Genomic DNA, 23,689 nt, shown 5'->3' with positions numbered 1-23,689 from the left:
ATGACAGAACAACTACAACCATCAGAAACTTCACCAAAATCACCTGAGAAACCTAATAAAAAACATTGGGTACGCAAGGCTGTTTGTATCGGAAGTGCGGTCATTTTTATACCTGTTTTAGGTGTTGCTGGGGCACTTTCTTTCGATGCGGGGCAAAAAAGTTTAATTCAACTTGCCGATAAAATGCTTGATAGTTTTTCCGTTGAGCAAATTGAAGGCGGATTACAAAATGGCTTGGTGTTAAAGAATGTTCGTTATCAAACCGCTGGGATTGAGACACATATTGCACAAGCACGTTTACAGATTGATTTCGCTTGTTTGCTTTCACGTGAAGTTTGTTTACGTGATTTCACCTTAAATAAACCGACGATTGCGATTAATACTGCATTATTGCCTCCATCGGCACCTGATAATTCAAAGTCTGGCTCAATGAAGCGTATTTCCTTGCCAATTAGTATCAATGCAGAAAATTTGGTGGTGCAAGATTTATCTGTAAACATTGATCAGACTAGTATTACGCTTGGAAATTTTAAAAGTGCGGTAAGTTTAAATAATGAAAAAGGCTTAACTATTGCGCCGACTGAAATTAACGATATTTCAGTGATTGCAAAAAAATTGTCTGAAGTTAAATCAGAGCCGAAAGCCGAACAGCCGAATAAGCCTGTAGATTGGGCTGCGATTGAGCAATCTTTAACGCCTGCTTTTTTAGGCAATGTATCAGAAATCATTCTTCCTTTTGATTTACATATTCCTGAAATTTCAGGCAAAAACTGGCAGTATCAAGCAGTGAATGAAAAAGGCGAAACGCTTCAATCTGTTGAAATGTCTAGTTTAATTGCACAGGCGGATACCGTCGATAACCAACTGCAATTACAAAAATTAGCGGTAGAAAGCTCGTTGGGTAATCTTTCTTCACAAGGTAAATTACAACTCGATGGCGATATGCCGCTAGATTTAACTTTAAAATCCCATTTGGAACCGTTGAAATCCGCTGGAAAAGAAATTCTACCTGCGAGTGATGTGGATCTTGCACTTTCGGGATCATTGAAAAAATCCACCGCACTTTCTTTAAAAACAAAAGGCGTATTAGATGCTGAACTGAATGGCGACGTGCAATTAGCACAAGACAAAATGCCCTTAAACCTCACATTAAACGTGGCAAAAGGACAATACACTTTTGTAAACACAATGACGCCACTCAAAATTAATGATGTGACGCTTAAACTCACAGGGGATTTACTAAATTATCACGCCGAATTTAAGGGCGATGTAGCAGGAATGAATTATATTCCCGCATCTCAAGTGGAACTTAATGCCGACGGTAAACTTTATGAAGTCACCGTCAATAAATTGGGGATAGATTCATTAGACGGTAAAAGTGAATTTGTGGGTAATGCGAATTGGAAAAATGGTGCAAACTGGGATATTCAAGCCGATTTAGAAAAAATGAATATTGGTTTTTTTGTTCCTGTAATGCCTGCAACACTATCTGGTAAATTGCATTCACGTGGTTTTGCAGGCTCTCAAGGATGGCAAGTGGAAGTGCCAGTAGCCGATTTAAACGGAACATTGTCTTCAAACCCCATCAGTTTAAAAGGCTCCGCAACACTTAATCAAAATGTACTTCTAACAGTGCCTGATTTACAGATTAAATATGGCGAAAATTATCTTAAAGCCAGTGGCGTATTAGATGATCATTCTGATTTTGCGCTAGATATAAATGCGCCAAATTTACGTGGATTATGGTCAGATTTAAAAGGGCGAGTAAAAGGTCGAGTAGCGATTTCTGGTCAAATTACGACACCTAATCTTGATCTTGATTTAACTTCATCTAATTTACATTTACAGGGTTTTCAGTTAGCCAAAGCAAGTATAAAAGGTCATATAAACAATACCTCACTCTCGAGTGGAAAATTGAATATTAAAGCAGAACAACTTCATTATGGCGAAAATATTAAACTCCATTTACTTGATCTTGATTTATCAGGCGATGAACAAAATCACAAACTAATCCTAAAATCTCAAGGCGAGCCTGTTGCTGCAAATTTACAAATTAACGGCCATTTTGACCGCACTTTGGAACAGTGGAAAGGCACAATTTCACAGGTAAAATTTGAAACTCCGATTGGCGATGTAAAATCCAACCAAGCGATTGCGGTGTCTTACGATAACAAACAAACACAAGCCAATATTGCCTCACATTGCTGGCAAAACACCGATGTAGAATTATGTTTCCCACAAGCATTCAATGCAGGCAAGCAAGGCAATATTCCTTTCCAATTTAAACGTGTTAATTTGGATTTAGTGAATAAACTTATCGAACAAAACAGCCTCAAAGGCAATTTACAAGTGCAAGGAAATGTGGCTTGGTTTACGGATAAACCATTCCAATTTACCGCCAACGTAGATGGCAATCATTTAGCTTTCTCTCAAAAATTGGATTACCGCACGTTTAAATTAGATATTCCAAAATTAACACTTAACGCCGATATTCAAAATAATAATTTGGTTTTAAAAACAGACATCAATGTGCATAACCAAGGCAGAATTGTAGGCGATATTCATTTAAACGATCTTGCGAAAAATCGCCAACTTGGCGGTAGCCTTGCGATAGAACGATTAAACTTGTCGATCGCAAATCAGCTACTTACTAGCGGTGAATCAGTGAATGGTGAGGTAGTATCGAAGTTGAGTTTCGGTGGAAATTTAGAGAAACCATTATTAAATGGTGACTTCAATATCCGTAATATTCGTACCAAATTAAAATCTATGCCAGTGAATATTACTGATGGCGATATTGCTCTACGCTTTAATGATAACCGTTCAACATTGCAAGGGAAAATCAAAACAGTAGATAGTCACTTAAACTTAACTGGACGTGCAAACTGGGCTAATATTGAACATTGGACAACAGAATTAAATGCGCAAGCAAATAATTTCAACGTGGATATTCCTTCTATGGCGAAGCTACGTTTCAGTCCAAATATCACGATAAAAGCGAACCCTAAAGAATTGAATTTAAGCGGAACAGTGGATATTCCTTGGGCGCGTATTAAAATTGACAGTCTGCCAGATACTGCTGAGCCAGTGAGTGAAGATGAAGTTATTTTAAATGGCCCGCACAAGAGCAAAGAAGAACTGATTAAACGTGAATTTGCCGCAAAAACAAAATCAGGAATGGAAATTCGCTCTGATTTACGCATCAATATTGGTAAAGACGTTAGCCTTGATGCCTATGGCTTAAAAACCAATCTTGATGGTTTACTTTCTGTAAAACAAGACAAAGGCAATTTAGGTTTATTCGGTCAAATCAATTTAACCAAAGGTCGCTATGCTTCTTTCGGGCAAGATTTACTCATTCGTAAAGGGCTTATTAGCTTTTCTGGGCAAGCGACACAACCTACATTGAATATTGAGGCTATTCGTAATCCTGAAACAATGGAAGACAGCAAAATTACTGCTGGCGTGAGAGTGATTGGCATAGCTGATAGCCCAGAAGTCACTATTTTCAGTGAACCAAGCAAACCACAAGATCAAGCACTTTCTTATTTATTAACAGGTCGTTCGTTAGAAAGCAGCGGAGAAGTGGGTTCAACGGGATCAGTTGGTGCAGCATTGATTGGTTTAGGCATTTCAAAGAGCGGTAAATTAGTGGGCAGTATTGGCGAAGTTTTTGGTATTCAAGACTTAAACCTTGGTACATCTGGCGTGGGCGATAAATCTAAGGTTACAGTAAGTGGCAATATTACCAATCGCTTACAAATAAAATATGGCGTAGGTTTATTTGATGGGTTAGCAGAAGTTACATTACGTTATCGCCTAATGCCACAGCTTTATTTTCAATCCGTTTCTAGCACAAACCAAGTGTTTGATTTACTTTATAAATTTGAATTTTAGGAATGTTATGAATGACGCTATTTTAGAACCCAAGCATCGTGGCAATGTACGTGAAATTGCTGCGATTGATCTTGGCTCAAACAGCTTTCATATGATTGTTGCGCGTATTGTAAACGGCTCAATCCAAGTGCTTTCTCGCTTAAAACAAAAAGTTAAACTCGCAGAAGGCTTAGATGAAAATGCGGTGCTTAATCAAGAGGCCATCACACGTGGCGTGAATTGCTTAGCCTTATTTGCTGAACGTTTACAAGGTTTTCCTATGGAAAACGTCAATGTAGTTGGCACTTATACGTTACGAAGAGCTGTGAATAATGACGAATTTTTACGTCAAGCAGCCAAAGTTTTCCCCTATCCCATTAATATTATTAGTGGGCAAACGGAAGCTAAAACCATCTACGCTGGCGTATGCCATACTCAGCCAGAAAAAGGCAGAAAGCTTGTTATAGATATTGGTGGTGGCTCGACAGAAATGATCATCGGCGATGATTTCACGCCGCTTATAGCTGAAAGCCGACATATGGGATGCGTGAGTTTTGCGACTCAATTTTTTACCGATGGCATCATTTCCCCAGAAAACTTTCAACGTGCGCGCCAAAGTGCGGTCAATAAAATCGAAGATTTAGGCCTTGAATATCGCAAATTAGGTTGGCAATCTGTGCTCGGCTCATCGGGGACGATTAAAACTGTTGCGCAAGTCATTACGACTAATCTCGATCCAAATGGAACCATTACAGCCGAGCGATTAAATGCTCTAATTGAACAAACACTACAAGCCAAGCATTTTACCGAGCTAAATATTAACGGTTTAAACCAAGACCGTGTGGATGTTTTTGTACCCGGTTTAGCGATTTTAAGTGCAGTGTTTGACGTTTTTCATATTCAACAAATGCACTATTCTGACGGTGCATTGCGCGAAGGCGTCATTTATAGCCTAGAAAAAAACTTCCAAGTTGCAGATATTCGAGCGCGCACCGCTTGAGGGTTAAGTGAGCAATTCAATATTGACCAAGCTCAAGCTCATCGCGTTGCGGATAGTGCTAATTTACTCAGTGCGCAATATTTATGGGAGAAAAATTTAGGGCAAGCTAAATACTTGCCCTATTTTTATAATTTGACGGTCTGAAATAACGCTTTTATTTCATCCAATGATAATAATCTAAATGAGCCATTTTCTAATCCATTAATAGATAATAAGCCCATACTCACTCTCACTAATCGTAAAGTGGGGAAACCAATATGCGCAGTCATTCTCCGCACTTGGCGGTTGCGCCCTTCACTAATCTTAATTTCTAACCAGCTTGTGGGAATATTTTTCCGTTCTCGGATAGGTGGATTGCGTTCCCATAAATTTGGCTCTGAAATTAACCGCACTTTAGCGGGTTTAGTCACGCCATCTTTAAGTTCTACACCTTTTCTGAGTTGTGCTAAATCGGTTTCTTCAGGGATACCTTCCACTTGCACCCAATAGGTTTTTTCTGTTTTAAATTTGGGATCTGCCAAACGATGTTGTAATTCGCCATGATTGGTTAAAATCAGTAATCCTTCACTGTCTCTATCTAATCGACCTGCCGCATAAACATTTGGAATTGAAATAAAATCTTTTAAGGTAGCACGCCCTTGTTCGTCGGTAAATTGCGTGAGCACATCAAAAGGTTTATTGAATAATACAACTTTGGTTTCATCCAACGACAGCGTTTTGGGTTTTAATTTTGGCTTAAAAGTGCGGTGAAAATTAACCGCACTTTTTCCTTTAGACGGCAATTTCCCCACTGAAAAATTTTTCTTCATTAACTTATGATTTCTATTTTGAAAGACTTGCAACATCATAGCAAAACTTCAGGCTGTAGTAATGATGATTACTTGAGTGAACTTGAAAAATTAAAAAGGCTAAGCCAGTAAAAACTGAGCTTAGCCCCAAACTAAATTATATTTAAATTGGTTTTTTTAATGGAAAATTATTTACCATCCCAAGCTTGTACTGCATCTAAACGAGCTTTGATTTGGCCTTGTGTATCTTTTTTGAAATACCCTTCAGCTAAACCGCCTTCCCAGCCACCGTAGTTTGCGTTAGGTAACATGATGAAAGTTTTACCAAATTTGCCTTGGTTTTGATCAACGAATGCACGGCGGTCAGCGTTTAATTTGCCATATACGGTATTACCGAAGTCATCTAAGTTATCGCCTACATAAAGTACGATTTCATAGCCTTGTTTTTCAATTTCTGCAAAACGAGCCGCTTTAGCTGATTTGTCTTTTTTTAAATAAAATGCAGATTCTTCCACGCCATTGAAACCTAAGCGTTTCATATCATCGATAGTGCCTGCTTTTTCAGTGCTGTCTTTGCGGTTTGTTACGTAGAACACTTTACCTTTGTGGCTGTTTACATAATTATTAAATTCTACCGCACCCGGAACGGCACGAGATTGACGTGCGTCTACCCAACGAGTCCAATCTTTACCATCGAATGGTTTGTTATTTTGAACTTGCCAGCCAGCATAAGGGCTGTTGTCTAACATAGTTTCATCTAAATCAGCCACAACCGCTTTTTTCTTACCTTTTGCCACTTTTGCGTGATCAAATGCAACTTTTGCCGCATTGTACGCTTGATAAGCTAATGCTTTATATTCGCCAGAATCTTGCATCCAGTTTAATCCAAGCACCGCTTGTTGTTGTAATTGCATATTTGCATGTTCTTCTGATTTCATTTGGTGTGAACCACAGCCAGCTAAAACAAAAGCAGAAAGAGCCGCAAGTGCGGTCATTTTTAACGTTGTTTTCATATTATGTTCCTATTCATTAAGGATATAGTAAGTCTTTCTGAAAAACACTTTTCAATTGAAAAGTGTTTTTCATCATAGATGGCATTAATAACCGTAAATAAACTTACCTACGGTTATAATAGAAATTATTTTATTCCTTTTAAGAATTCCACGCAAGTATCTGGGAAATCAGTAAATACACCTGTTGCCCCTGATTTATTCAATAAGGCATAATACATTTGATTTACGTCTGTGAAAAACGCAGGCAGTGCATCTTTACGCACGGTGTAAGGATGCACTTCCACATTATATTGTGCAAGTTCTTTTACCAACGGAGTGTACACAATATTATCAGGTTTGACGAGGGTGGATTTGATTACGTTATATCTGAATGTCAAACCTGTAAATGGCAAATTGATATGTCATCTAACGTGACTTGCATCCATCCATTGACGTTATTGTGTATGTCGATGGATGCTTAAATAAGAAAAATGCATGTTGTAATTAACGTGCATTTTTATGATTAATTTTATCTATGAAAAAACCGACTTTATATTGACAAAGTCGGTTTTTAATTCAGTTCAATTTAACATTAACCTGCGACTGCGATACGTTTCATATCTGTCATATAACCACGTAATTCTTGACCGATTAATTCAACAGGGTGGTTGCGAATTGCATCGTTTACATCGCGTAAGGTAATGTTATCGACTTCCACTGCTGGAGTTGGCTCGCCCAAATCGCCTTTTTGAAGGTTAGGGATAATTTCTTTTGCAAGAATTGGGGTCGCTACGTTAGAGAATAAGTAGTTACCATATTCTGCGGTATCAGAAATTACCACGTTCATTTCGTATAAGCGTTTACGTGCGATAGTGTTCGCAATTAATGGCAATTCGTGAAGTGATTCGTAGTAAGCTGATTCTTCATAAATACCGCTTGCAACCATCGCATCAAAGGCTAATTCTACACCAGCTTTAACCATTGCGATCATTAATACGCCGTTATCAAAATATTCTTGTTCGCTAATTTTGCCATCATATTTTGGCGCATTTTCAAAGGCTGTTTTACCTGTTGCTTCACGCCATGCGAATAAATCTTTGTCGCCATTTGCCCAGTCTGCCATCATTGTTGCAGAGAAGTGACCGCTAATGATGTCATCCATATGTTTGTAATATAAGAAACCAAGGCTTTCTTTGATTTGTTCAGCTAGTTCAAATGCACGTAATTTTGCACTGTTTGATAGGCGATCCATCATTAATGTGATGCCGCCTTGTTTTAATGCCTCGGTAATGGTTTCCCAACCGTATTGGATTAATTTACCTGCGTATGCTGGATCTTTACCATCTGCCACTAATTTGTCATAACATACGATAGAACCTGCTTGTAACATACCGCAAAGGATAGTTTGCTCACCCATTAAGTCAGATTTTACTTCTGCCACGAATGAAGATTCTAAAACACCCGCTTTATGACCGCCAGTTGCAGCAGCCCATGCTTTTGCGATCGCCATGCCTTCGCCTTTCGGGTCATTTTCAGGATGAACTGCGATTAATGTTGGCACACCGAAACCACGTTTGTATTCTTCACGTACTTCAGTACCTGGACATTTTGGCGCAACCATCACAACCGTAATATCTTTACGGATTTCTTCGCCAACTTCAACAATATTGAATCCGTGTGAATAACCAAATGCAGAGTCTTTTTTCATTAAAGGCATGACATCGGCAACTACTTTAGAGTGTTGTTTGTCTGGTGTTAAGTTTACGACTAAATCTGCAGTTGGGATTAATTCTTCATAAGTACCCACTTTAAAACCATTTTCAGTTGCACGTTGGAATGACGCACGTTTTTCTGCAATCGCTTCAGGGCGTAAGGCATAGCTAATATCTAAGCCAGAATCACGCATATTCAAACCTTGGTTTAAACCTTGCGCACCACAGCCTACGATAACGATTTTTTTACCTTTTAAGAAGTTTGCTTCATCTGCAAATTCTTCGCGATCCATAAAACGACAACGACCTAATTGGTCTAATTTTTGACGTAAATTTAATGTGTTGAAATAGTTAGCCATTTTGTTGTCCTTAATTGTATAAGGTTGATAATTGTATGATGTTGTGTTTGCATATTTTTTTGTTGTGGGTTGATTATAGGATTTTTTGTTGTTGCGTAAAGTGATATTATAGGAATGTAATGTTGCGATTTGTGCAATTATTTTGTTTTTTTGTGAATTAGCATCGTATTTCGCTCGATGAGCGACCTACTTTCTTTTACTCGTGTAAAAGAAAGTAGGCAAAGAAAACACGCCCCAATTAAATCGCTGTTCTTTGCTTTGTTTCAATTTTCTTAACGGCAATTTGCTGAACTCGCTACGCTCAAACAGACGCAAATTGCCTGAAAATTGAAAATCGCAAAGGCGATTTATATGGGGCATAATTTACCTTAGTGTTATTTAAAAAGTGCGGTTAGTTTTGCATTCGTTTTTAAATTTAAGAAAGAACAAAATGGGTTCCCTTCTTTGCCGCCTGAAAAATTGGAAATTTGTAGGAAATTTTCGTCTGTTTGAGCGTAGCGAGTTCAGCAAATTTCCGTTAAGCAAATTTCCAATTTTTCAGGAAATAAGGCAAAGTAGGGCGTGTTTTCTTTTTGCCTACTTTTGCTTTGCACGAGCAAAGAAAAAGTAGGTCGCCATCGGCGAAACCCGATATTAAATAAAAGAAGAAATTATGGAATTTACCGACCTACAAATATTCATCCACCTCAGTGATACAAAAAACTTCACCAAAACCGCCACCCAAAACCACATGTCTCCCTCTACCCTTTCCCGTCAAATTCAACGGTTGGAAGACGAGTTAGGAAAGATACTTTTTATTCGTGATAATCGCCAAGTCAAACTTACTGAATATGGCGAGAAATTTTTACAATTTGCTAAAACAGAATGGCAAAACTGGCAACAATTTAAACAACAACTGAAAGATGAATCCGATGAACTTTGCGGTGAAATTAAACTTTTTTGTTCTGTAACCGCATCTTATAGCCATCTTCCTCACGTACTTAAAGAATTTCGCCAGCGTTATCCTAAAGTGGAAATTCAACTGACTACGGGTGATCCAGCGTTAGCACTAGAATTAATTCAAGCGCAACAAGTCGATCTCGCGCTTGCGGGGAAACCAAATAATCTGCCCTCTAGTGTAGTGTTTCATAAAATAGATGATATTAGTTTGTCCCTAATTGCCCCGCGAGTGGCTTGTTTGGCGACACAATTATTGCAAGAAAAACCTATTGATTGGCAGCAAATGCCTTTTATTTTCCCTGTTGAAGGGCATGCTCGGCAGCGAATTGAACAATGGTTAAGGGAGAAACAAATTAAACACCCGAAAATTTATGCTACTGTTGCGGGACACGAAGGAATTGTGCCAATGGTGGGATTAGGATTTGGATTAGCAATGTTGCCTGATGCAGTAATTGACAGCAGCCCAATGAATAACCAAATTTCCAGACTTAATCTTGATAAACCTATTGAGCCTTTTGAATTAGGTATTTGCACCCAAAAAAGAAATCTCGAACAGCCCCTAGTCCGTGCATTTTGGGCGATGTTAGAATAGAATAAATAATGGTTTAAAATAAGGATTTCTTATGTTTAAAGGTATTCTCGTTTCATTATTAGCCTCGTTTTTATTTGGCTATATGTATTATTTTTCTACGTTACTAAAACCTTTGAGTGGCACAGATATTTTCGGTTATCGGATGATATTTACTTTTCCTTTTGTCCTGTTGTCCGTCACATTATTTAAACAAAAAGCAGCTTTAATTGAACGTTTAAAACGCATTCAAAAACGACCGCACTTAGCATTGTCATATTTACTTTGCGGATTATTAATGGGTTTTCAAATGTGGCTTTTTCTTTGGGCACCGAATAATGGCAGTTCATTAAGTGTATCTTTTGGTTATTTACTTTTACCAATTGTAATGGTGGCGGCAGGTCGCGTGTTTTTTAAAGAACGCATTTCAACATTCAAATTTATTGCCGTTATCATTGCAACATTAGGCGTAATTTCTAATATTGTGCTAAAAGGCGGTCTTTCTTGGGAAGCCATTGTTATCTGTTTAGGTTACACCGCATATTTTTCTATCCGAAAAGCATTAAAAAATACCGATCTTGCCTCCTTTTGTTTAGAAATGTTAAGCCTTATGCCTGTCAGTATTTATTTTGCTTTACAAACAGATTTCGCGACAGTACAGCAAACCAATCCATTTATTTGGGGGCTGCTTGTCTTACTAGGATTAATCAGCGGTACTGCGTTAATTGCCTATGTAATAGCCAGTAATATGCTTCCTATGAATTTACTCGGTCTGCTTGGTTATGTTGAAACTATTATGATGCTATGCGTATCATTTTTGATCGGAGAACAAATTGATAGCGAAAGCTACCCACTTTTTATTTGTTTAGTTATCGCGATGATTCTTGTTATGGTTGATGGCGTTTACAAACAACACGCAAAAGGAAGTTTATAAATGTCATTTAAAGAAATTACGCCACAACAAGCTTGGGAAATGGTTCAACAAGGGGCTGTGTTAGCCGATATTCGCGATGATGCTCGATTTACCTACTCGCATCCTAAAGGTGCTTTTCATTTAACAAACCAAAGTTTTTTGCAATTTGAAGAACTAACAGATTTTGATTCGCCTATTATTGTGAGTTGTTATCACGGCGTGAGCAGTCGAAATGTAGCGACTTTTCTCGTGGAACAAGGCTATAAAAATGTATTTAGTATGATTGGCGGATTTGATGGATGGTGCAGAGCAGAATTGCCGATTGATACCGCTTACTAACCCATTCATCAAAAATATATAAGATATAAAAAAGTGCGGTAAAAATTTACCGCACTTTTGTTGTTATTCTAATTAACTGAAAATTAGTTTTTCGCTGCAGCTGCTGCTTTAACAATTACTGCAAATGCAGGGGCTTTTAATGATGCGCCACCCACTAATGCGCCATCGATGTCTGGCTGAATAAATAATTCAGCGGCATTTGCATCATTTACAGAACCGCCGTATTGAATAATTACTTGCTCTGCCACGGCTTGTGATTTCGCCGCGATGTGGCCGCGGATAAATGCGTGAACTGCTTGCGCTTGTGCTGGAGTTGCAGATTTACCCGTGCCAATTGCCCAGATTGGTTCGTATGCGATCACTGCACCGTTGAATGCTTCTACGCCTAATGCATTGATGACTGCATCAATTTGACGCGCACATACTTCTTCAGTTTTGCCTGCTTCATTTTCTGCTTCAGATTCACCAATACATAATACTGGCACTAAACCAGCTTCTTTTAATGCACCAAATTTTTTCGCCACAAATTCGTCGCTTTCTTTATGATAAGTGCGGCGTTCAGAGTGGCCAATAATGATGTATTTTGCACCAAAATCTTTTAACATTTCGCTAGAAATATCACCAGTAAATGCACCTTTCACATTGATATCTACGTTTTGTGCACCTAATTGAATCACACTTTTACCGCCACAGCTGCAACCACAACCAGAAAGTGCTGCTTCAGCCGTACCTAAATACATAACGGGGGGGGCAATTGCTACATCACAACCTGTTACATCATGTAATTCCGCTTTTAATCCCTCGATTAATTCTTTCGTGAATGCTTTGCTACCGTTTAATTTCCAGTTACCCATAACTAAAGGACGACGTGCCATTTTTGTTTCTCCATAGTTGATAAAATTAACTTGCTTACTATACCAAAATTTCGCTCCTATTCTTTGCAGAAGATCATAAAATTAAAAAAATTCTCACAGAAAGATGATTATCTTGAGCTAAAAAGCTACAATTACCTGTATGGAACCAATAAAAAATAACCAATTATGAAACTTTTCAAAGCTGAACAATGGAATATTGAAGTGCTTCTTCCTCTTTTTGAAGCCTATCGCCAAGCCTATGGGCAAGCAGAAAATCCAGAACGTACCTTGGCTTTTTTAACCAATCGTATGCGTTTTAATGAAAGCCTGTTTTTTATTGCGGTGGATGAAAATGAAAAGGCTATTGGCTTTGTGCAGCTTTTCCCTCGCCTTTCTTCTTTACAATTGCAACGTTATTGGCAAATCACCGATATTTTTGTGTTGGAACATGCTCAACAAACAGAAATTTATGCGGCGTTGATTTCTAAAGCAAAAGACTTTGTGCATTTTACGCAATCCAATCGTTTAGTGGCAGAATTAGCGCAAAATCAATATTCACTGTTGGAATCGGAAGGGTTTAAATTAAACCCGAAAGAACGTTTATTTGAATTGAGTTTGTCATGCTAACAGCGTTAAATCGTTATTGGGATTATTTGCGGATTGAACGCCAAATGAGTCCTCACACAATCACTAATTATCAACATCAGCTTGATGCCACCATCAAAATCTTAGCGCAACAAGATATTTATGCTTGGGCGCAGGTAACACCGAGTGTGGTGCGCTTTATTTTAGCGGAAAGCAAAAAACAAGGCTTAAAAGAAAAAAGCTTGGCTTTGCGTTTATCCGCATTACGTCGATTTCTCAGTTTTTTAGTGCAACAAGGCGAATTAAAAGTAAATCCTGCCACAGGCATTTCTGCACCGAAACAAGGCAGGCATTTACCGAAAAATATGGATGGCGAGCAAATTCAACAATTGCTTGCAAACGATAGCAAAGAACCTATTGATATTCGTGATCGTGCTATTTTGGAATTAATGTATAGTTCAGGTTTGCGTTTATCTGAATTACAAGGTTTAGATTTAAACAGCATTAATACCCGTGTGCGGGAAGTGCGTGTTATCGGGAAAGGTAACAAAGAACGAGTTGTGCCGTTTGGACGTTATGCTTCGCATGCTATTCAAGAATGGTTAAAAGTGCGGGCATTATTTAACCCAAAAGATGAGGCATTATTTGTTAGCCAGCTTGGAAATCGTATTTCTCATCGAGCCATTCAAAAACGTTTGGAAACTTGGGGTATTCGTCAAGGCTTAAATAGCCATCTTAATCCGCACAAATTACGTCATTCTTTTGCGACGCATATGTTGGAAGCAAGTTCTGATTTACGCGCCGTGCAAGAATTGCTTGGGCATAGCAACCTTTCCACCACGCAAATTTATACTCACTTAAATTTCCAACATCTAGCAGAAGTGTACGATCAGGCGCACCCAAGAGCGAAACGAAAAAAATAAAAGAGCGGTTAAAACAAAAAAAATTTTAACCGCACTTTTAATTAATATTAGATTACTTCGCAGGAATATCGGCAAGTACTCTTGTCAATAAATCCCAATAGGTTTGTACTGTTGCGATTTCCACTTTTTCATCTGGTGAGTGAGCATTTCGGATTGTTGGCCCAACAGAAATCATTTCAATGTTTGGATAATGTTCTTTTAAAAGACCACATTCTAATCCTGCATGAATGACTTTCACTACAGGTTGCTCGCCTAGCACTTCAGCATAATGTTTACGAGTAACGTCTAAGATAGTTGAGTCATTTACCGGTTGCCAGCCCGGATAAGGTGCAGAAAACTCGACTTTTGCATTTGCTAAGATTGCAAGTGAGCTAAGCATTTCAGTTACGTAATATTTACCGCTTTCAATTAATGAACGAACTAAAATGGTGCTTTTTACAACATTACCTTCTGTTTTCAATACGCCAACGCTTAATGAACTTTCTACGACATTTTTAACTACATCACTATTGCGGATAACGCCGTTTGGCAATACGTTGAGGGCGTTAATAACCGTTTGAGTGCTTTGTGCTGTGAATACGGTAGGGGCTTTTTCTGCGGATTCTACAAAAAGTGTGAAATTAGGTTCTGCAATTGCTAATTCTTCTTTAAGCACAACCGCCAGATTTTCTACCGCACTTTCTATGGTTTTTACATCGCCATTAAAGGCTAACACAGCTGCTGCTTCTCGAGGAATTGCATTACGAATTGAGCCACCACGAATTTCAGAGAGAGCAAAGTGCGGTTGATTTTGAGAGAGTTTTGCTAATACTCGCGCTAACACTTTGATTGCATTTGCGCGCCCTGTATGGATATCGCCGCCAGAGTGACCGCCACGTAAACCTTTAAGGGTGATTTGTACGCTGTGCTCAAACGTATTGGTTTCATATTGAACGGGAATTTCAAAGTTTGCGTTAATCCCGCCCGCACAACCAATGTAAATTTCGCCAATTTCTTCGGTATCTGTATTGATTAAAATTTCAGATTGTAACCAGTTATGACGTAAGCCTTTTGCACCATCCATGCCTGTTTCTTCTGTCATTGTTAAAAGCACTTCAAGAGGTGGATGGGCTAAATCATTGCTTTCTAACACCGCTAAAGTAGAGGCTAAACCGATACCATTGTCAGCTCCTAATGTGGTACCTCGTGCTTTTACCCATTCTCCATCGATATAAGGTTGAATTGGATCTTTGGTAAAATCATGTGGGTTGCCTTCATTAGCCTGTGGCACCATATCTAAGTGCGCTTGTAGCACAACAGGTGTGTGATTTTCCATTCCTTTTGTTGCAGGTTTACGAATGAGGACATTACCTACTTCATCGCGTTCAACAAAAAAATGCTTTTCTTTTGCCCAATTTACAATAAAGTTAGCTAACGTATCTTCATAATGAGAAGGATGAGGGATTGCACAAATTTGATCGAACCATTTCCATAACAGTGAAGGTTGAAGTGTTGTAATTTCAGACATAATTGCTCCTTTTTACTGAAAATATTTACGAAATAATAGCATAAAACGCCATTTCGGGTTATCCTTACGCAATTTTTTATTTCTCGATAAATTTAAACTAAGGTGCAATTATGAGCGAAAAATATGTGGTAACTTGGGATATGTTTCAAATGCATGCCCGTAGATTATCAGAACGTTTACTTCCTGCTTCCCAATGGAAAGGTATTATTGCGGTGAGTCGCGGTGGTTTGTTTCCAGCGGCTGTATTGGCTAGAGAATTGGGTCTTCGTCATATTGAAACCGTTTGTATCGCAAGTTATCACGATCATAACAATCAAGGTGAATTACAAGTTCTTCATGCTGCCCAAGTGCCAAATGGCGGCGAAGGATTTATCGTGGTAGATGATTTAGTTGATACGGGTAATACTGCGCGTGCCATTCGTCAAATGTACCCTAATGCAAAATTTGTTACTGTATTTGCAAAACCTGCAGGTGCGGAATTAGTGGATGATTACGTAATTGATATTCCACAAAATACTTGGATTGAGCAACCTTGGGATTTAGGTTTAACCTTTGTTCCACCTCTCTCTAGAAAATAATTTTTACACAAAAAAGTGCGGTTAAAATAAAAGAATTTTTAACCGCACTTTCTTTCATTTTATCGTTTTTCCTAATTTTTCACGGTAAACTGGTTAAAATTTTACTCACAACAAATATCCGTATGCGACTTCTTATTTTAATCCTTCTTTCAGTATTAGTATTGTTTCAATATGATTTTTGGTTTGGCAGTAACGGTTTTTTAGATTATCGTCAAAATGCTGAGAAAATTAAGGAAAATCAAGCAGAAAATGAAAAGCTATCTCAACGTAATCAGCGTATTAATGCAGAAATTCAAGGATTAACAAAAGGTTTTGAAGCGATCGAAGAACGCGCACGAATGCAACATGGCTTAGTGAAAGAAAATGAAGTGTTCTATCATATTGTAAAAGAGAGTAAATAATGGCTCGTTCAATTATTGCGGTCTTGCCTTCGGCTGGTGTTGGTTCACGGATGCAAGCGGATAAACCTAAACAATATTTAACGCTGCTTGGCAAAACACTGCTTGAACATACACTCGATGTGATGCTTTCTTATCCTGCCGTATCTAAAATTATTTTGGCTGTAAGCAAAGATGATCCTTATATTTCTACACTATCGCTCGATCCTAAAATTCAGTTAGTGGAAGGTGGCACAACGCGAGCTGAATCTGTCTTAAATGGTTTAAATGCAATTGCGGAAAAAAATGCCTGGGTGCTTGTTCATGATGCTGCTCGCCCTTGTTTACAACATGCTGATATTGATAAATTGTTAGCTATTGAAGATAAACAAGGTGCGATTTTGGCAATCCCAGTAACAGATACGATTAAACGAGCGGACAATCAGCAATGTATTGTAAAAACAGAAGATCGTAGCCAGCTTTGGCAAGCAATGACACCGCAGTTTTTCCCAGTAGATATATTAAGAGATGCGCTTTCCACAGGAATTCAACAAGGTGCGAATATAACAGATGAAGCATCAGCGATAGAACTTGCTGGATTTCGACCGCACTTAGTGGCTGGACGTAGCGATAATTTAAAAGTGACTCGTCCAGAAGATTTAGCATTAGCAGAATTTTATTTAACAAGGAATAAATTATGATCAGAATTGGACACGGCTTTGATGTTCACGCTTTTGGCGAAGATCGTCCATTAATTATTGGTGGTGTAGAAGTGCCTTATCATACGGGCTTTATTGCGCACTCAGATGGCGATGTGGCATTACACGCATTAACTGATGCAATCTTAGGGGCTGCGGCTTTAGGCGATATTGGAAAACTTTTCCCCGATACCGATATGCAATATAAAAATGCGGATAGTCGAGGCTTACTGCGTGAAGCGTTTCGTCAAGTACAAGAAAAGGGATATAAAATTGGTAATGTTGATATTACCATCATCGCTCAAGCACCTAAAATGCGCCCACATATTGATGCAATGCGTGCCAAAATAGCTGAAGATCTCCAATGCGATATTGAGCAAGTTAATGTAAAAGCAACGACTACCGAAAAATTAGGCTTTACAGGAAGACAAGAGGGGATTGCTTGTGAAGCCGTTGCTCTTTTAATCCGACAATAATTTACTATTCTTATATTCTTAAAAGTGCGGTGCAATTTGAAAAGAATTTCATCGCATTTTTATTAGTGAAATAATAAGCGATTGCTCGTTATTATTAAGTGACCATTGGTGAAAGGAAACGCCCATTTATGGGTGAGGGAGCAATAGAGGGCTTCAGTCCGCCTTTTTGCTTACCAACCTTGTTGAATATATGGTTCATTATTAATTGATGGAATTTATACGTTTTAACAAGAATATTCCATTCACTAAACCATTTAATAAACAAATGTAAAACAGCGAGCTTATTACCAAATTAGATTTTCTTGTTATACATTTAACCAAAACGTCACAGGCCCATCATTTGTTAAGCTCACTTGCATATCCGCTGCAAATTGCCCTGTTGAAACAGGTAATTTCTCACCGCACTTTTGGATAAAATATTCATATAATTCATTAGCCAATGCTGGGGACGCACCTTTTGAAAAACTCGGGCGTAAACCTTTTTGTGTATCCGCCGCTAATGTAAATTGCGAAACGATAAGTAATTCCCCTTGTACTTTTTGAACATTTAAATTCATTTTGTCATTTTCATCACTGAAAATTCGATAATTAAGCACTTTTTCAGCAAGTTTATCCGCTTTTTCTTGGTTATCTTCTTTTTCTACACCAAGTAAAACCAATAAACCTTTTCCGATTTGCCCTATTGTTTCGCCATTTACATCCACTTTTGCTTGAGACACACGCTGAATTAGGGCAATCATTTTAATCCCTCAATAAAACTCGGTAACCATTCTTCAGCATAACTTTCTTGATCATCCACGTTTAACACGTCAATTTTTAAAGTCTCACAAATTTTGACCGCACTTTTTGCTTGAAGTGTTTGCTCCACTTGTTCCGCAGCATAGCAGAAAGTATCATAATCAGAATTACCTAACCCAACGACCCCAAAACAAACATCTGAAAAATCCTTTTGGCTATTCGCTAATTCATCAAATAGAGGTTTTAAATTGTCTGGTAATTCGCCTGCACCGTGCGTTGAAGTGACAATCAGCCAAATTTTCTCGTTTTCAATGTCAGATAAATTTGGTCCGTGAAAAAGTGCGGTGGAAAAACCTTGAGTTTCTAAAACATCGTTTAAATGCTCGGCAACATATTCCGCCCCGCCTAAAGTGCTGCCTGAAAGAATACAAATGTGCATTTTATTATCCTATATTTATTTTCTTCTCAAAGAGAAAAGAAAATTATTGAAATGATTAAAATAAAAAGGCTTAGAAAATCTAAGCCTTTTATTACGATTAAACGTTATCAAACTTACCAAGTAATGAACGAATATGCTCTTGCCAGTTACGATGTTCGTTTTTCAGCTGTTCATTTTCAGTTTGTAAGTTTTCGATATTTCTTTGAGATTCTGCGTTTTTCTCTTTTAATTCTTCAACTTCTAATTGAAGTAATTGGATAGTTTCTACCGCTTGTTTAATTTTTTCTTCAAGTTGGTCTAAAATTTCTAAAGACATAATGATTTCCTTTTAAATATGGGTAAGTTTAGGGGTATTTTACCCAGTAAATTTACCTTTTTAAAGCATTGAATAAAAATTTATTATGCAAACGATTACTCAGTGATAGAATGATGCTATTTTTACCATAATCTTGAAAAATAAGCAGAAGGAGAATAATAATGAATCGAGCATTAGCCATTGAATTTTCACGAGTAACAGAAGCCGCCGCTCTAGCAGCTTACACGTGGCTTGGTCGAGGAAATAAAAATGCGGCAGACGATGCAGCGGTAAAAGCGATGCGTTATATGCTGAATTTGATTCATATGGACGCTGAAATCGTTATAGGAGAGGGCGAAATTGATGAAGCCCCAATGCTTTATGTTGGCGAAAAAGTCGGTTCTGGCTTAGGGGAATTAGTTTCTATCGCAGTAGATCCTATTGATGGTACACGTATGACCGCAATGGGGCAATCTAATGCTATTTCTGTCTTGGCTGCAGGTGGCAAAAATACCTTTTTAAAAGCACCTGATATGTATATGGAAAAATTAGTGGTGGGTTCAAATGTAAAAGGCATCATTGATTTAAATTTACCACTGGAACAAAATCTTCGCCGCATCGCATCTAAGCTAGGAAAATCCCTTTCTGACCTTACCGTAATGGTATTAGCAAAACCACGTCACGATGCCGTAATTAAACAAATACATAACTTGGGCGCGAAAGTATTGGCAATTCCTGATGGCGATGTGGCAGGTTCCGTATTGTGTTGTTTACCTGATGCTGAAGTCGATCTTCTTTATGGAATTGGTGGTGCGCCAGAAGGCGTGGCAGCTGCTGCAGCCATTCGAGCATTAGGTGGCGATATGCAAGCTCGTTTAATCCCACGCAATGAAGTAAAAGGCGACACCGAAGAAAATAAAAAAATTGCAGCTAATGAGATTCAACGCTGTGCAGCACTGGGCATAAAAGTGAATGAAGTGTTAAAACTTGAAGATCTCGTGCGTGATGACAATCTTGTATTTACTGCAACAGGCATTACCAATGGCGATTTGCTTAAAGGTATCTCCCGCAAAGGCAATTTAGCCAGTACTGAAACCATTTTAATTCGAGGAAAGTCCCGCACAATTCGTAAAATTCAATCTATTCATTATTTGGATGACCTTTATAAAATTTTGAATATTTAGTATTAGAAACAAAAAAATCGCACCTTTAACAGTGCGATTTTTTCTTATATTAATTTAGGACATTCTGCCGTTTTCTATGCCAATTACCTGATCGCAAATTGCCATGGTAGATTGACGATGGCTGACGAGAATAATCAATTTTTCAGCCTTAACATCGAGTAATGATTTCAAAATCATTGCTTCGTTTAAGCTATCCAAATTACTGGTTGGCTCATCAAGCAAGATAATCGGTGCATTATGCAAGAATGCTCGGGCAATACCGATACGTTGTTTTTCTCCGTCAGAAAGATTGCCACCCAATTCGGTCATTTTTGTTTGATAGCCTTGTGGCAAACTCAAAATAAAATCGTGAATTGAGGCTTTCTTCGCCGCTTCCATAATTTCTTCTAAGGTTGTATCACGGCGAGCAAGGCGAATATTTTCCTCAATGGTTTCGTTGAAAATATAGGTTTGCTGAGTAATGTACGCCATATTGTCACGCAAACTGCAAGTGTTGATATTCGGTAAGGTTTCGCCGTTAATTTTAATGCTACCTGATTTTGGATCGTAAAAACGCATAAGCAATTTCAACAAGGTACTTTTACCGCTACCACTTCTGCCGTGAATACCTAATATTTCCCCTTTTTTCACAGATAAGCTGACATCCGATAAAATTTGTTCTTCGCCGTAAGCGAAGTTTACATTCTCGACATCAATGCGAGAAACATCTTTTAAATCTACCGCACTTTCTACATCTTTTAACTCTGGCTCTTCCGCTAATAAACTTAATACTCGTTCGCCAGAAGCCAAAGTTTGTAACAAGTTGCTTGAGAGGTTACTTAAGGCGATAACTGGCCCGTAGCTCGACATCAATAAAATCACGCCGATTAAAAAGGCAGCGAAATCAATTTTATCTAAGCTAAATAAAATTAAGCCAGTAAACAGCATAATAATGTTGAAAACAGATACTGCCACTTCAGTATAAACACGAACTTTCGCTTCTTGGTCTTTGATACGCTCAAACGCCGTATCGATTTTTTGGCTGCGTTGTTGAATTTCATCTAAGCGTTGTTTTGCATAACCAAAAAGCTGAATTTCTTTCATACCACGCACGCTGTCGAGGAAGAAATCATTCATTTCGCCGACTAATTCACGATAACGTCTGCCATCTTCACGTGCCAATTTGGTGGTAATAATCGGTAGGATTACGCCCACTGTTAAATACGCCGCCAATGCCACAAGCACAAACCAACCTGAAAGATGAGCAAAAACCAACAATAAAATCGCAGAGGTAAAGAACGCGATCATAATTGGTGCAATGGTATGTGCATAAAATACTTCAAGCAATTCAATATCATTGGTTACTAATGACACTAATTGCCCTGCTTGTTTATCTTGCAACTTCACAAAAGCCAAACGACGCAAAGAAGAAAACACTTTGTCACGCAATAATGCGAGTAATTTAAAAGCAATATAATGCCCTGACATTTGCTCTAAATAACGCAATACGCCACGAGCCACCGCCAACACGATAAGTGCGGTCAAAATGCCAGAGAAACTTAAATGAGTGTCAAAGTTTAAGAGATTCACTAACCCCATCGCACCCAGCACCATAATAAAGATGGCAGCAAGGAAACCGAGCGTTCCCATAGTAATGGTAAACGCCATAATGTGCGCCAGTGGAGTCACTAATTTCAACAAATGCCCCATTACAACAAAACCATTTTTACGCATTTGCCACCTCTCTAATTTGTTCTAAATCTTTTTGTTGTTGGAACATTTCAGCATACGCACCTTGTTTTGCCATTAAGCTTTCGTGTGTGCCTTGCTCAATCAATTTGCCTTGGTCAAGTACGTTAATACAGTCCGCATTTACCGCATTTGCCAAACGATGGGAAATCATCACAATGGTTTTTTGTTGTTTAAATTGTTGAATGAACTGCAAAATAATTTCTTCGCTTTCCACATCAATATTACTGGTCGCTTCATCAAAAATATAAAGCTCCGCATTGTGCAATAAAGCACGCGCTAAGGCTAAACGTTGAATTTGACCGCCCGATAAATTCGCACCTCGGCTTAATAGCTGCATATCTAAGCCGCCATTTTCGCGTACAAATTGGGCGAGATTCACTTGTTCTAAACAAGCATAAATTTGCTCGTCTGTTGCATCAATTTTCGCCATCGTCATATTTTCACGCAGTGTGCCTTTAAACACATAACTGCTGTGGCTTACTAATGATACTTTTTGATAGAAAGAAGTGCGGTCAATATTGAGGGCGTTTTGTCCATTAAACAAAATCTCACCTTGTTGCGCTTGATTAAAGCCCATCAACAACGAAACTAAGGTTGATTTACCGCAACCACTTTTACCCACAAATACCGTAAGCTGATTTGGTAAGATACTCAAATCTAAACCTGTAATTGCTGGTTTTTCTTCACTATAAGAAAAATGCAGATCTTTAATTTCCACTTGAACGTTATTTTTTGCTTCAAAATCCACCGCACTTTGTTGGGTTTCCACTGGCGTATCAAGTAATGTAAAGATCTTATCTGAAGCCGCTTTGCCATTCATCGCCACATGGAAGAATGAACCAAGCAAACGAAGGGGAATAAAGAACTCGGAGGAAAGTAGAATAAATAAAATCACGCCTAACACGCTGAGTTGTGCATTTTGGAATTGCAATAGTGCGGTTAAAATCCCGATAGCTGCGCCACCATAAGCGAGTAAATCCATAAGAGAAACAGAGTTAAGCTGCATAGTAAGCACTTTCATGGTAATTTTGCGGAAATGCTCAGCCTCTTTATCCATCGCTTTCGCTTTATAAGCATCATCTTGATAGATTTTTAGCGTAATTAAACCCTGCAAGTTATCTAAAAAACTGCTGCCTAACCCCACATAAATCGACCAATATTTTGCCAAAAGTTTTTTCGCAATTTTATTCACTGCAATGATCGACATTGGGATAAGCGGCACGCAAATCAACAAAATTACGGCTGTTTTAAAGCTGAAAAAAATCAAGAAAACAAAGAGGGTAAGCGGTGCAAGCAAGCTATAAAAAAGCTGCGGCAAATAACGCCCAAAGTAAATTTCAAGCTGTTCCACACCTTCTGATGCCACTTGAATAATGCTTGAGGTGGATTGCTGGTTCACTTGGTTAAGCGGCATAGAAGCCAATTTACGATAGATAAGGCTACGCAATTCATGCTTCACTTTTGTACTGGCAAAATAAGACGCCTGCACCGATTTTTTACCTGCGAAAGCACGCAATGCCAATGCTGCAATCAAAACGATGCCCAAAATGACCGCACTTAACAGGCTCAATTCGTGAAAATAAGCCGCCTGTAAAATATAAGAAAACACAACGGCACTAATAATCCCGCCAACTAACGCCACCCAATTCCACAACACCGTGACGCCAATCCATTTTTTGCTGTCAGCCACCGTGTTAATTAGGCGTTTATCTATCATCATAATGATTACTCCTAAAATAAAAAGAAGTATGCATAGAATTATGCGTACTTAACGTAGAGTGGGCTTCAGCCCACCAAAATATCTTACGATTGTTTGTT

General features: G+C 38.4%; 21 protein-coding genes and 2 pseudogenes. 12 read left to right on the top strand and 11 right to left on the bottom strand.

Annotation, left to right across the window (positions count from 1 at the left end; all coding sequences use genetic code 11):
- The gene (tamB, locus tag DV356_RS08545) at window positions 1-3,897 is read left to right on the top strand and encodes an autotransporter assembly complex protein TamB (RefSeq protein WP_118806835.1); all 3,897 of its coding nucleotides are present in this window, start codon (window positions 1-3) and stop codon (window positions 3,895-3,897) included.
- A gap of 7 nt (window positions 3,898-3,904) precedes the next feature.
- Window positions 3,905-4,957 (top strand): annotated as a pseudogene (gene ppx / locus DV356_RS08540) (exopolyphosphatase); the annotation flags it as partial.
- A 44-nt stretch (window positions 4,958-5,001) separates the two neighbouring features.
- Here ppx and DV356_RS08535 read toward each other — a convergent pair.
- The 4 genes and pseudogenes from DV356_RS08535 to ilvC form a co-directional block, all read right to left on the bottom strand.
- On the bottom strand, window positions 5,002-5,685 hold the full coding sequence (locus DV356_RS08535; protein ID WP_162790535.1) for an rRNA large subunit pseudouridine synthase E: 684 nt from the start codon (window positions 5,683-5,685) through the stop codon (window positions 5,002-5,004).
- A gap of 167 nt (window positions 5,686-5,852) precedes the next feature.
- The gene (gene hel, locus DV356_RS08530) at window positions 5,853-6,677 is read right to left on the bottom strand and encodes a lipoprotein e(P4) (protein ID WP_015701804.1); all 825 of its coding nucleotides are present in this window, start codon (window positions 6,675-6,677) and stop codon (window positions 5,853-5,855) included.
- A 125-nt stretch (window positions 6,678-6,802) separates the two neighbouring features.
- Window positions 6,803-7,015, bottom strand: a pseudogene (locus DV356_RS08525) (glycerophosphodiester phosphodiesterase family protein); the annotation flags it as partial.
- Between the two features lie 233 nt (window positions 7,016-7,248).
- Window positions 7,249-8,727 carry a ketol-acid reductoisomerase gene (gene ilvC / locus DV356_RS08520; protein ID WP_005654301.1) on the bottom strand — a complete coding sequence of 493 codons (1,479 nt, stop codon included), beginning with the start codon at window positions 8,725-8,727 and terminating at the stop codon, window positions 7,249-7,251.
- Window positions 8,728-9,379: 652 nt separating this feature from the next.
- Between ilvC and ilvY the strand changes: the two genes are divergently transcribed.
- Genes ilvY through glpE form a run of 3 tightly spaced genes read left to right on the top strand, consistent with a single transcriptional unit; the run spans window position 9,380 to window position 11,486 of the window.
- A complete protein-coding gene (gene ilvY, locus DV356_RS08515; RefSeq protein WP_112119249.1) occupies window positions 9,380-10,258 on the top strand; it encodes an HTH-type transcriptional activator IlvY in 879 nt (292 codons plus the stop codon).
- Between the two features lie 31 nt (window positions 10,259-10,289).
- Complete coding sequence (rarD, locus tag DV356_RS08510) at window positions 10,290-11,168, top strand: EamA family transporter RarD (RefSeq protein WP_005655039.1); 879 nt, start codon at window positions 10,290-10,292, stop codon at window positions 11,166-11,168.
- Window positions 11,169-11,486 (top strand): thiosulfate sulfurtransferase GlpE, encoded by a 318-nt coding sequence (glpE, locus tag DV356_RS08505; protein WP_118806834.1) that lies wholly within the window; start codon window positions 11,169-11,171, stop codon window positions 11,484-11,486.
- 83 nt (window positions 11,487-11,569) lie between these two features.
- Here the strand turns inward: glpE and tpiA are convergent, their stop codons facing one another.
- The gene (gene tpiA, locus DV356_RS08500) at window positions 11,570-12,361 is read right to left on the bottom strand and encodes a triose-phosphate isomerase (RefSeq protein ID WP_118806833.1); all 792 of its coding nucleotides are present in this window, start codon (window positions 12,359-12,361) and stop codon (window positions 11,570-11,572) included.
- A gap of 165 nt (window positions 12,362-12,526) precedes the next feature.
- Between tpiA and DV356_RS08495 the strand changes: the two genes are divergently transcribed.
- Both DV356_RS08495 and xerC read left to right on the top strand, forming a co-directional pair.
- A complete protein-coding gene (locus DV356_RS08495) occupies window positions 12,527-12,967 on the top strand; it encodes a GNAT family N-acetyltransferase (RefSeq protein WP_116973037.1) in 441 nt (146 codons plus the stop codon).
- On the top strand, window positions 12,961-13,848 hold the full coding sequence (gene xerC / locus DV356_RS08490) for a tyrosine recombinase XerC (protein WP_116973036.1): 888 nt from the start codon (window positions 12,961-12,963) through the stop codon (window positions 13,846-13,848). Before DV356_RS08495 ends, xerC begins: the two co-directional genes overlap by 7 nt.
- Before the next feature lie 52 nt (window positions 13,849-13,900).
- On the opposite strand, the gene pepD is transcribed toward xerC, so the two are convergent.
- Window positions 13,901-15,355, bottom strand: coding sequence for an aminoacyl-histidine dipeptidase (gene pepD, locus DV356_RS08485; RefSeq protein WP_077643962.1), 1,455 nt, complete (start codon window positions 15,353-15,355; stop codon window positions 13,901-13,903).
- Window positions 15,356-15,465: 110 nt separating this feature from the next.
- Here pepD and gpt point away from each other — a divergent pair, with 110 nt between their 5' ends.
- The 4 genes from gpt to ispF all read left to right on the top strand — a co-directional run bounded on the left by gpt (window position 15,466) and on the right by ispF (window position 17,484).
- Entirely contained in the window at window positions 15,466-15,933 is a 468-nt protein-coding gene (gene gpt, locus DV356_RS08480) for a xanthine phosphoribosyltransferase (protein WP_005650775.1), read from the top strand.
- 122 nt (window positions 15,934-16,055) lie between these two features.
- A complete protein-coding gene (gene ftsB, locus DV356_RS08475) occupies window positions 16,056-16,334 on the top strand; it encodes a cell division protein FtsB (RefSeq protein ID WP_005658968.1) in 279 nt (92 codons plus the stop codon).
- The gene (gene ispD, locus DV356_RS08470) at window positions 16,334-17,011 is read left to right on the top strand and encodes a 2-C-methyl-D-erythritol 4-phosphate cytidylyltransferase (RefSeq protein ID WP_118806832.1); all 678 of its coding nucleotides are present in this window, start codon (window positions 16,334-16,336) and stop codon (window positions 17,009-17,011) included. The genes ftsB and ispD overlap by 1 nt, the downstream gene beginning before the upstream one ends.
- Window positions 17,008-17,484, top strand: coding sequence for a 2-C-methyl-D-erythritol 2,4-cyclodiphosphate synthase (ispF, locus tag DV356_RS08465; protein WP_005687916.1), 477 nt, complete (start codon window positions 17,008-17,010; stop codon window positions 17,482-17,484). The genes ispD and ispF overlap by 4 nt, the downstream gene beginning before the upstream one ends.
- Before the next feature lie 305 nt (window positions 17,485-17,789).
- On the opposite strand, the gene dtd is transcribed toward ispF, so the two are convergent.
- The 3 genes from dtd to DV356_RS08450 all read right to left on the bottom strand — a co-directional run bounded on the left by dtd (window position 17,790) and on the right by DV356_RS08450 (window position 18,977).
- Window positions 17,790-18,224, bottom strand: coding sequence for a D-aminoacyl-tRNA deacylase (dtd, locus tag DV356_RS08460; protein ID WP_118806831.1), 435 nt, complete (start codon window positions 18,222-18,224; stop codon window positions 17,790-17,792).
- Window positions 18,221-18,661 (bottom strand): FMN-binding protein MioC, encoded by a 441-nt coding sequence (gene mioC / locus DV356_RS08455; RefSeq protein ID WP_118806830.1) that lies wholly within the window; start codon window positions 18,659-18,661, stop codon window positions 18,221-18,223. Before mioC ends, dtd begins: the two co-directional genes overlap by 4 nt.
- Before the next feature lie 97 nt (window positions 18,662-18,758).
- The gene (locus DV356_RS08450) at window positions 18,759-18,977 is read right to left on the bottom strand and encodes a cell division protein ZapB (RefSeq protein ID WP_005650820.1); all 219 of its coding nucleotides are present in this window, start codon (window positions 18,975-18,977) and stop codon (window positions 18,759-18,761) included.
- A gap of 161 nt (window positions 18,978-19,138) precedes the next feature.
- Here DV356_RS08450 and glpX point away from each other — a divergent pair, with 161 nt between their 5' ends.
- Window positions 19,139-20,140 (top strand): class II fructose-bisphosphatase, encoded by a 1,002-nt coding sequence (gene glpX / locus DV356_RS08445; RefSeq protein ID WP_005650821.1) that lies wholly within the window; start codon window positions 19,139-19,141, stop codon window positions 20,138-20,140.
- A 54-nt stretch (window positions 20,141-20,194) separates the two neighbouring features.
- Here glpX and cydC read toward each other — a convergent pair whose 3' ends face one another.
- Both cydC and DV356_RS08435 read right to left on the bottom strand, forming a co-directional pair.
- The gene (gene cydC / locus DV356_RS08440; protein ID WP_118806829.1) at window positions 20,195-21,853 is read right to left on the bottom strand and encodes a thiol reductant ABC exporter subunit CydC; all 1,659 of its coding nucleotides are present in this window, start codon (window positions 21,851-21,853) and stop codon (window positions 20,195-20,197) included.
- Window positions 21,846-23,591, bottom strand: coding sequence for an ABC transporter ATP-binding protein/permease (locus DV356_RS08435; protein WP_118806828.1), 1,746 nt, complete (start codon window positions 23,589-23,591; stop codon window positions 21,846-21,848). The genes cydC and DV356_RS08435 overlap by 8 nt, the downstream gene beginning before the upstream one ends.
- Between the last annotated feature and the right edge of the window lie 98 nt (window positions 23,592-23,689).

This window comes from Haemophilus influenzae (assembly GCF_003494325.1).
Lineage (GTDB): Bacteria > Pseudomonadota > Gammaproteobacteria > Enterobacterales > Pasteurellaceae > Haemophilus > Haemophilus influenzae_I.
Note: the sequence above shows the minus strand (reverse complement) of the source record. Positions and strands in the feature narration are given on the sequence as shown.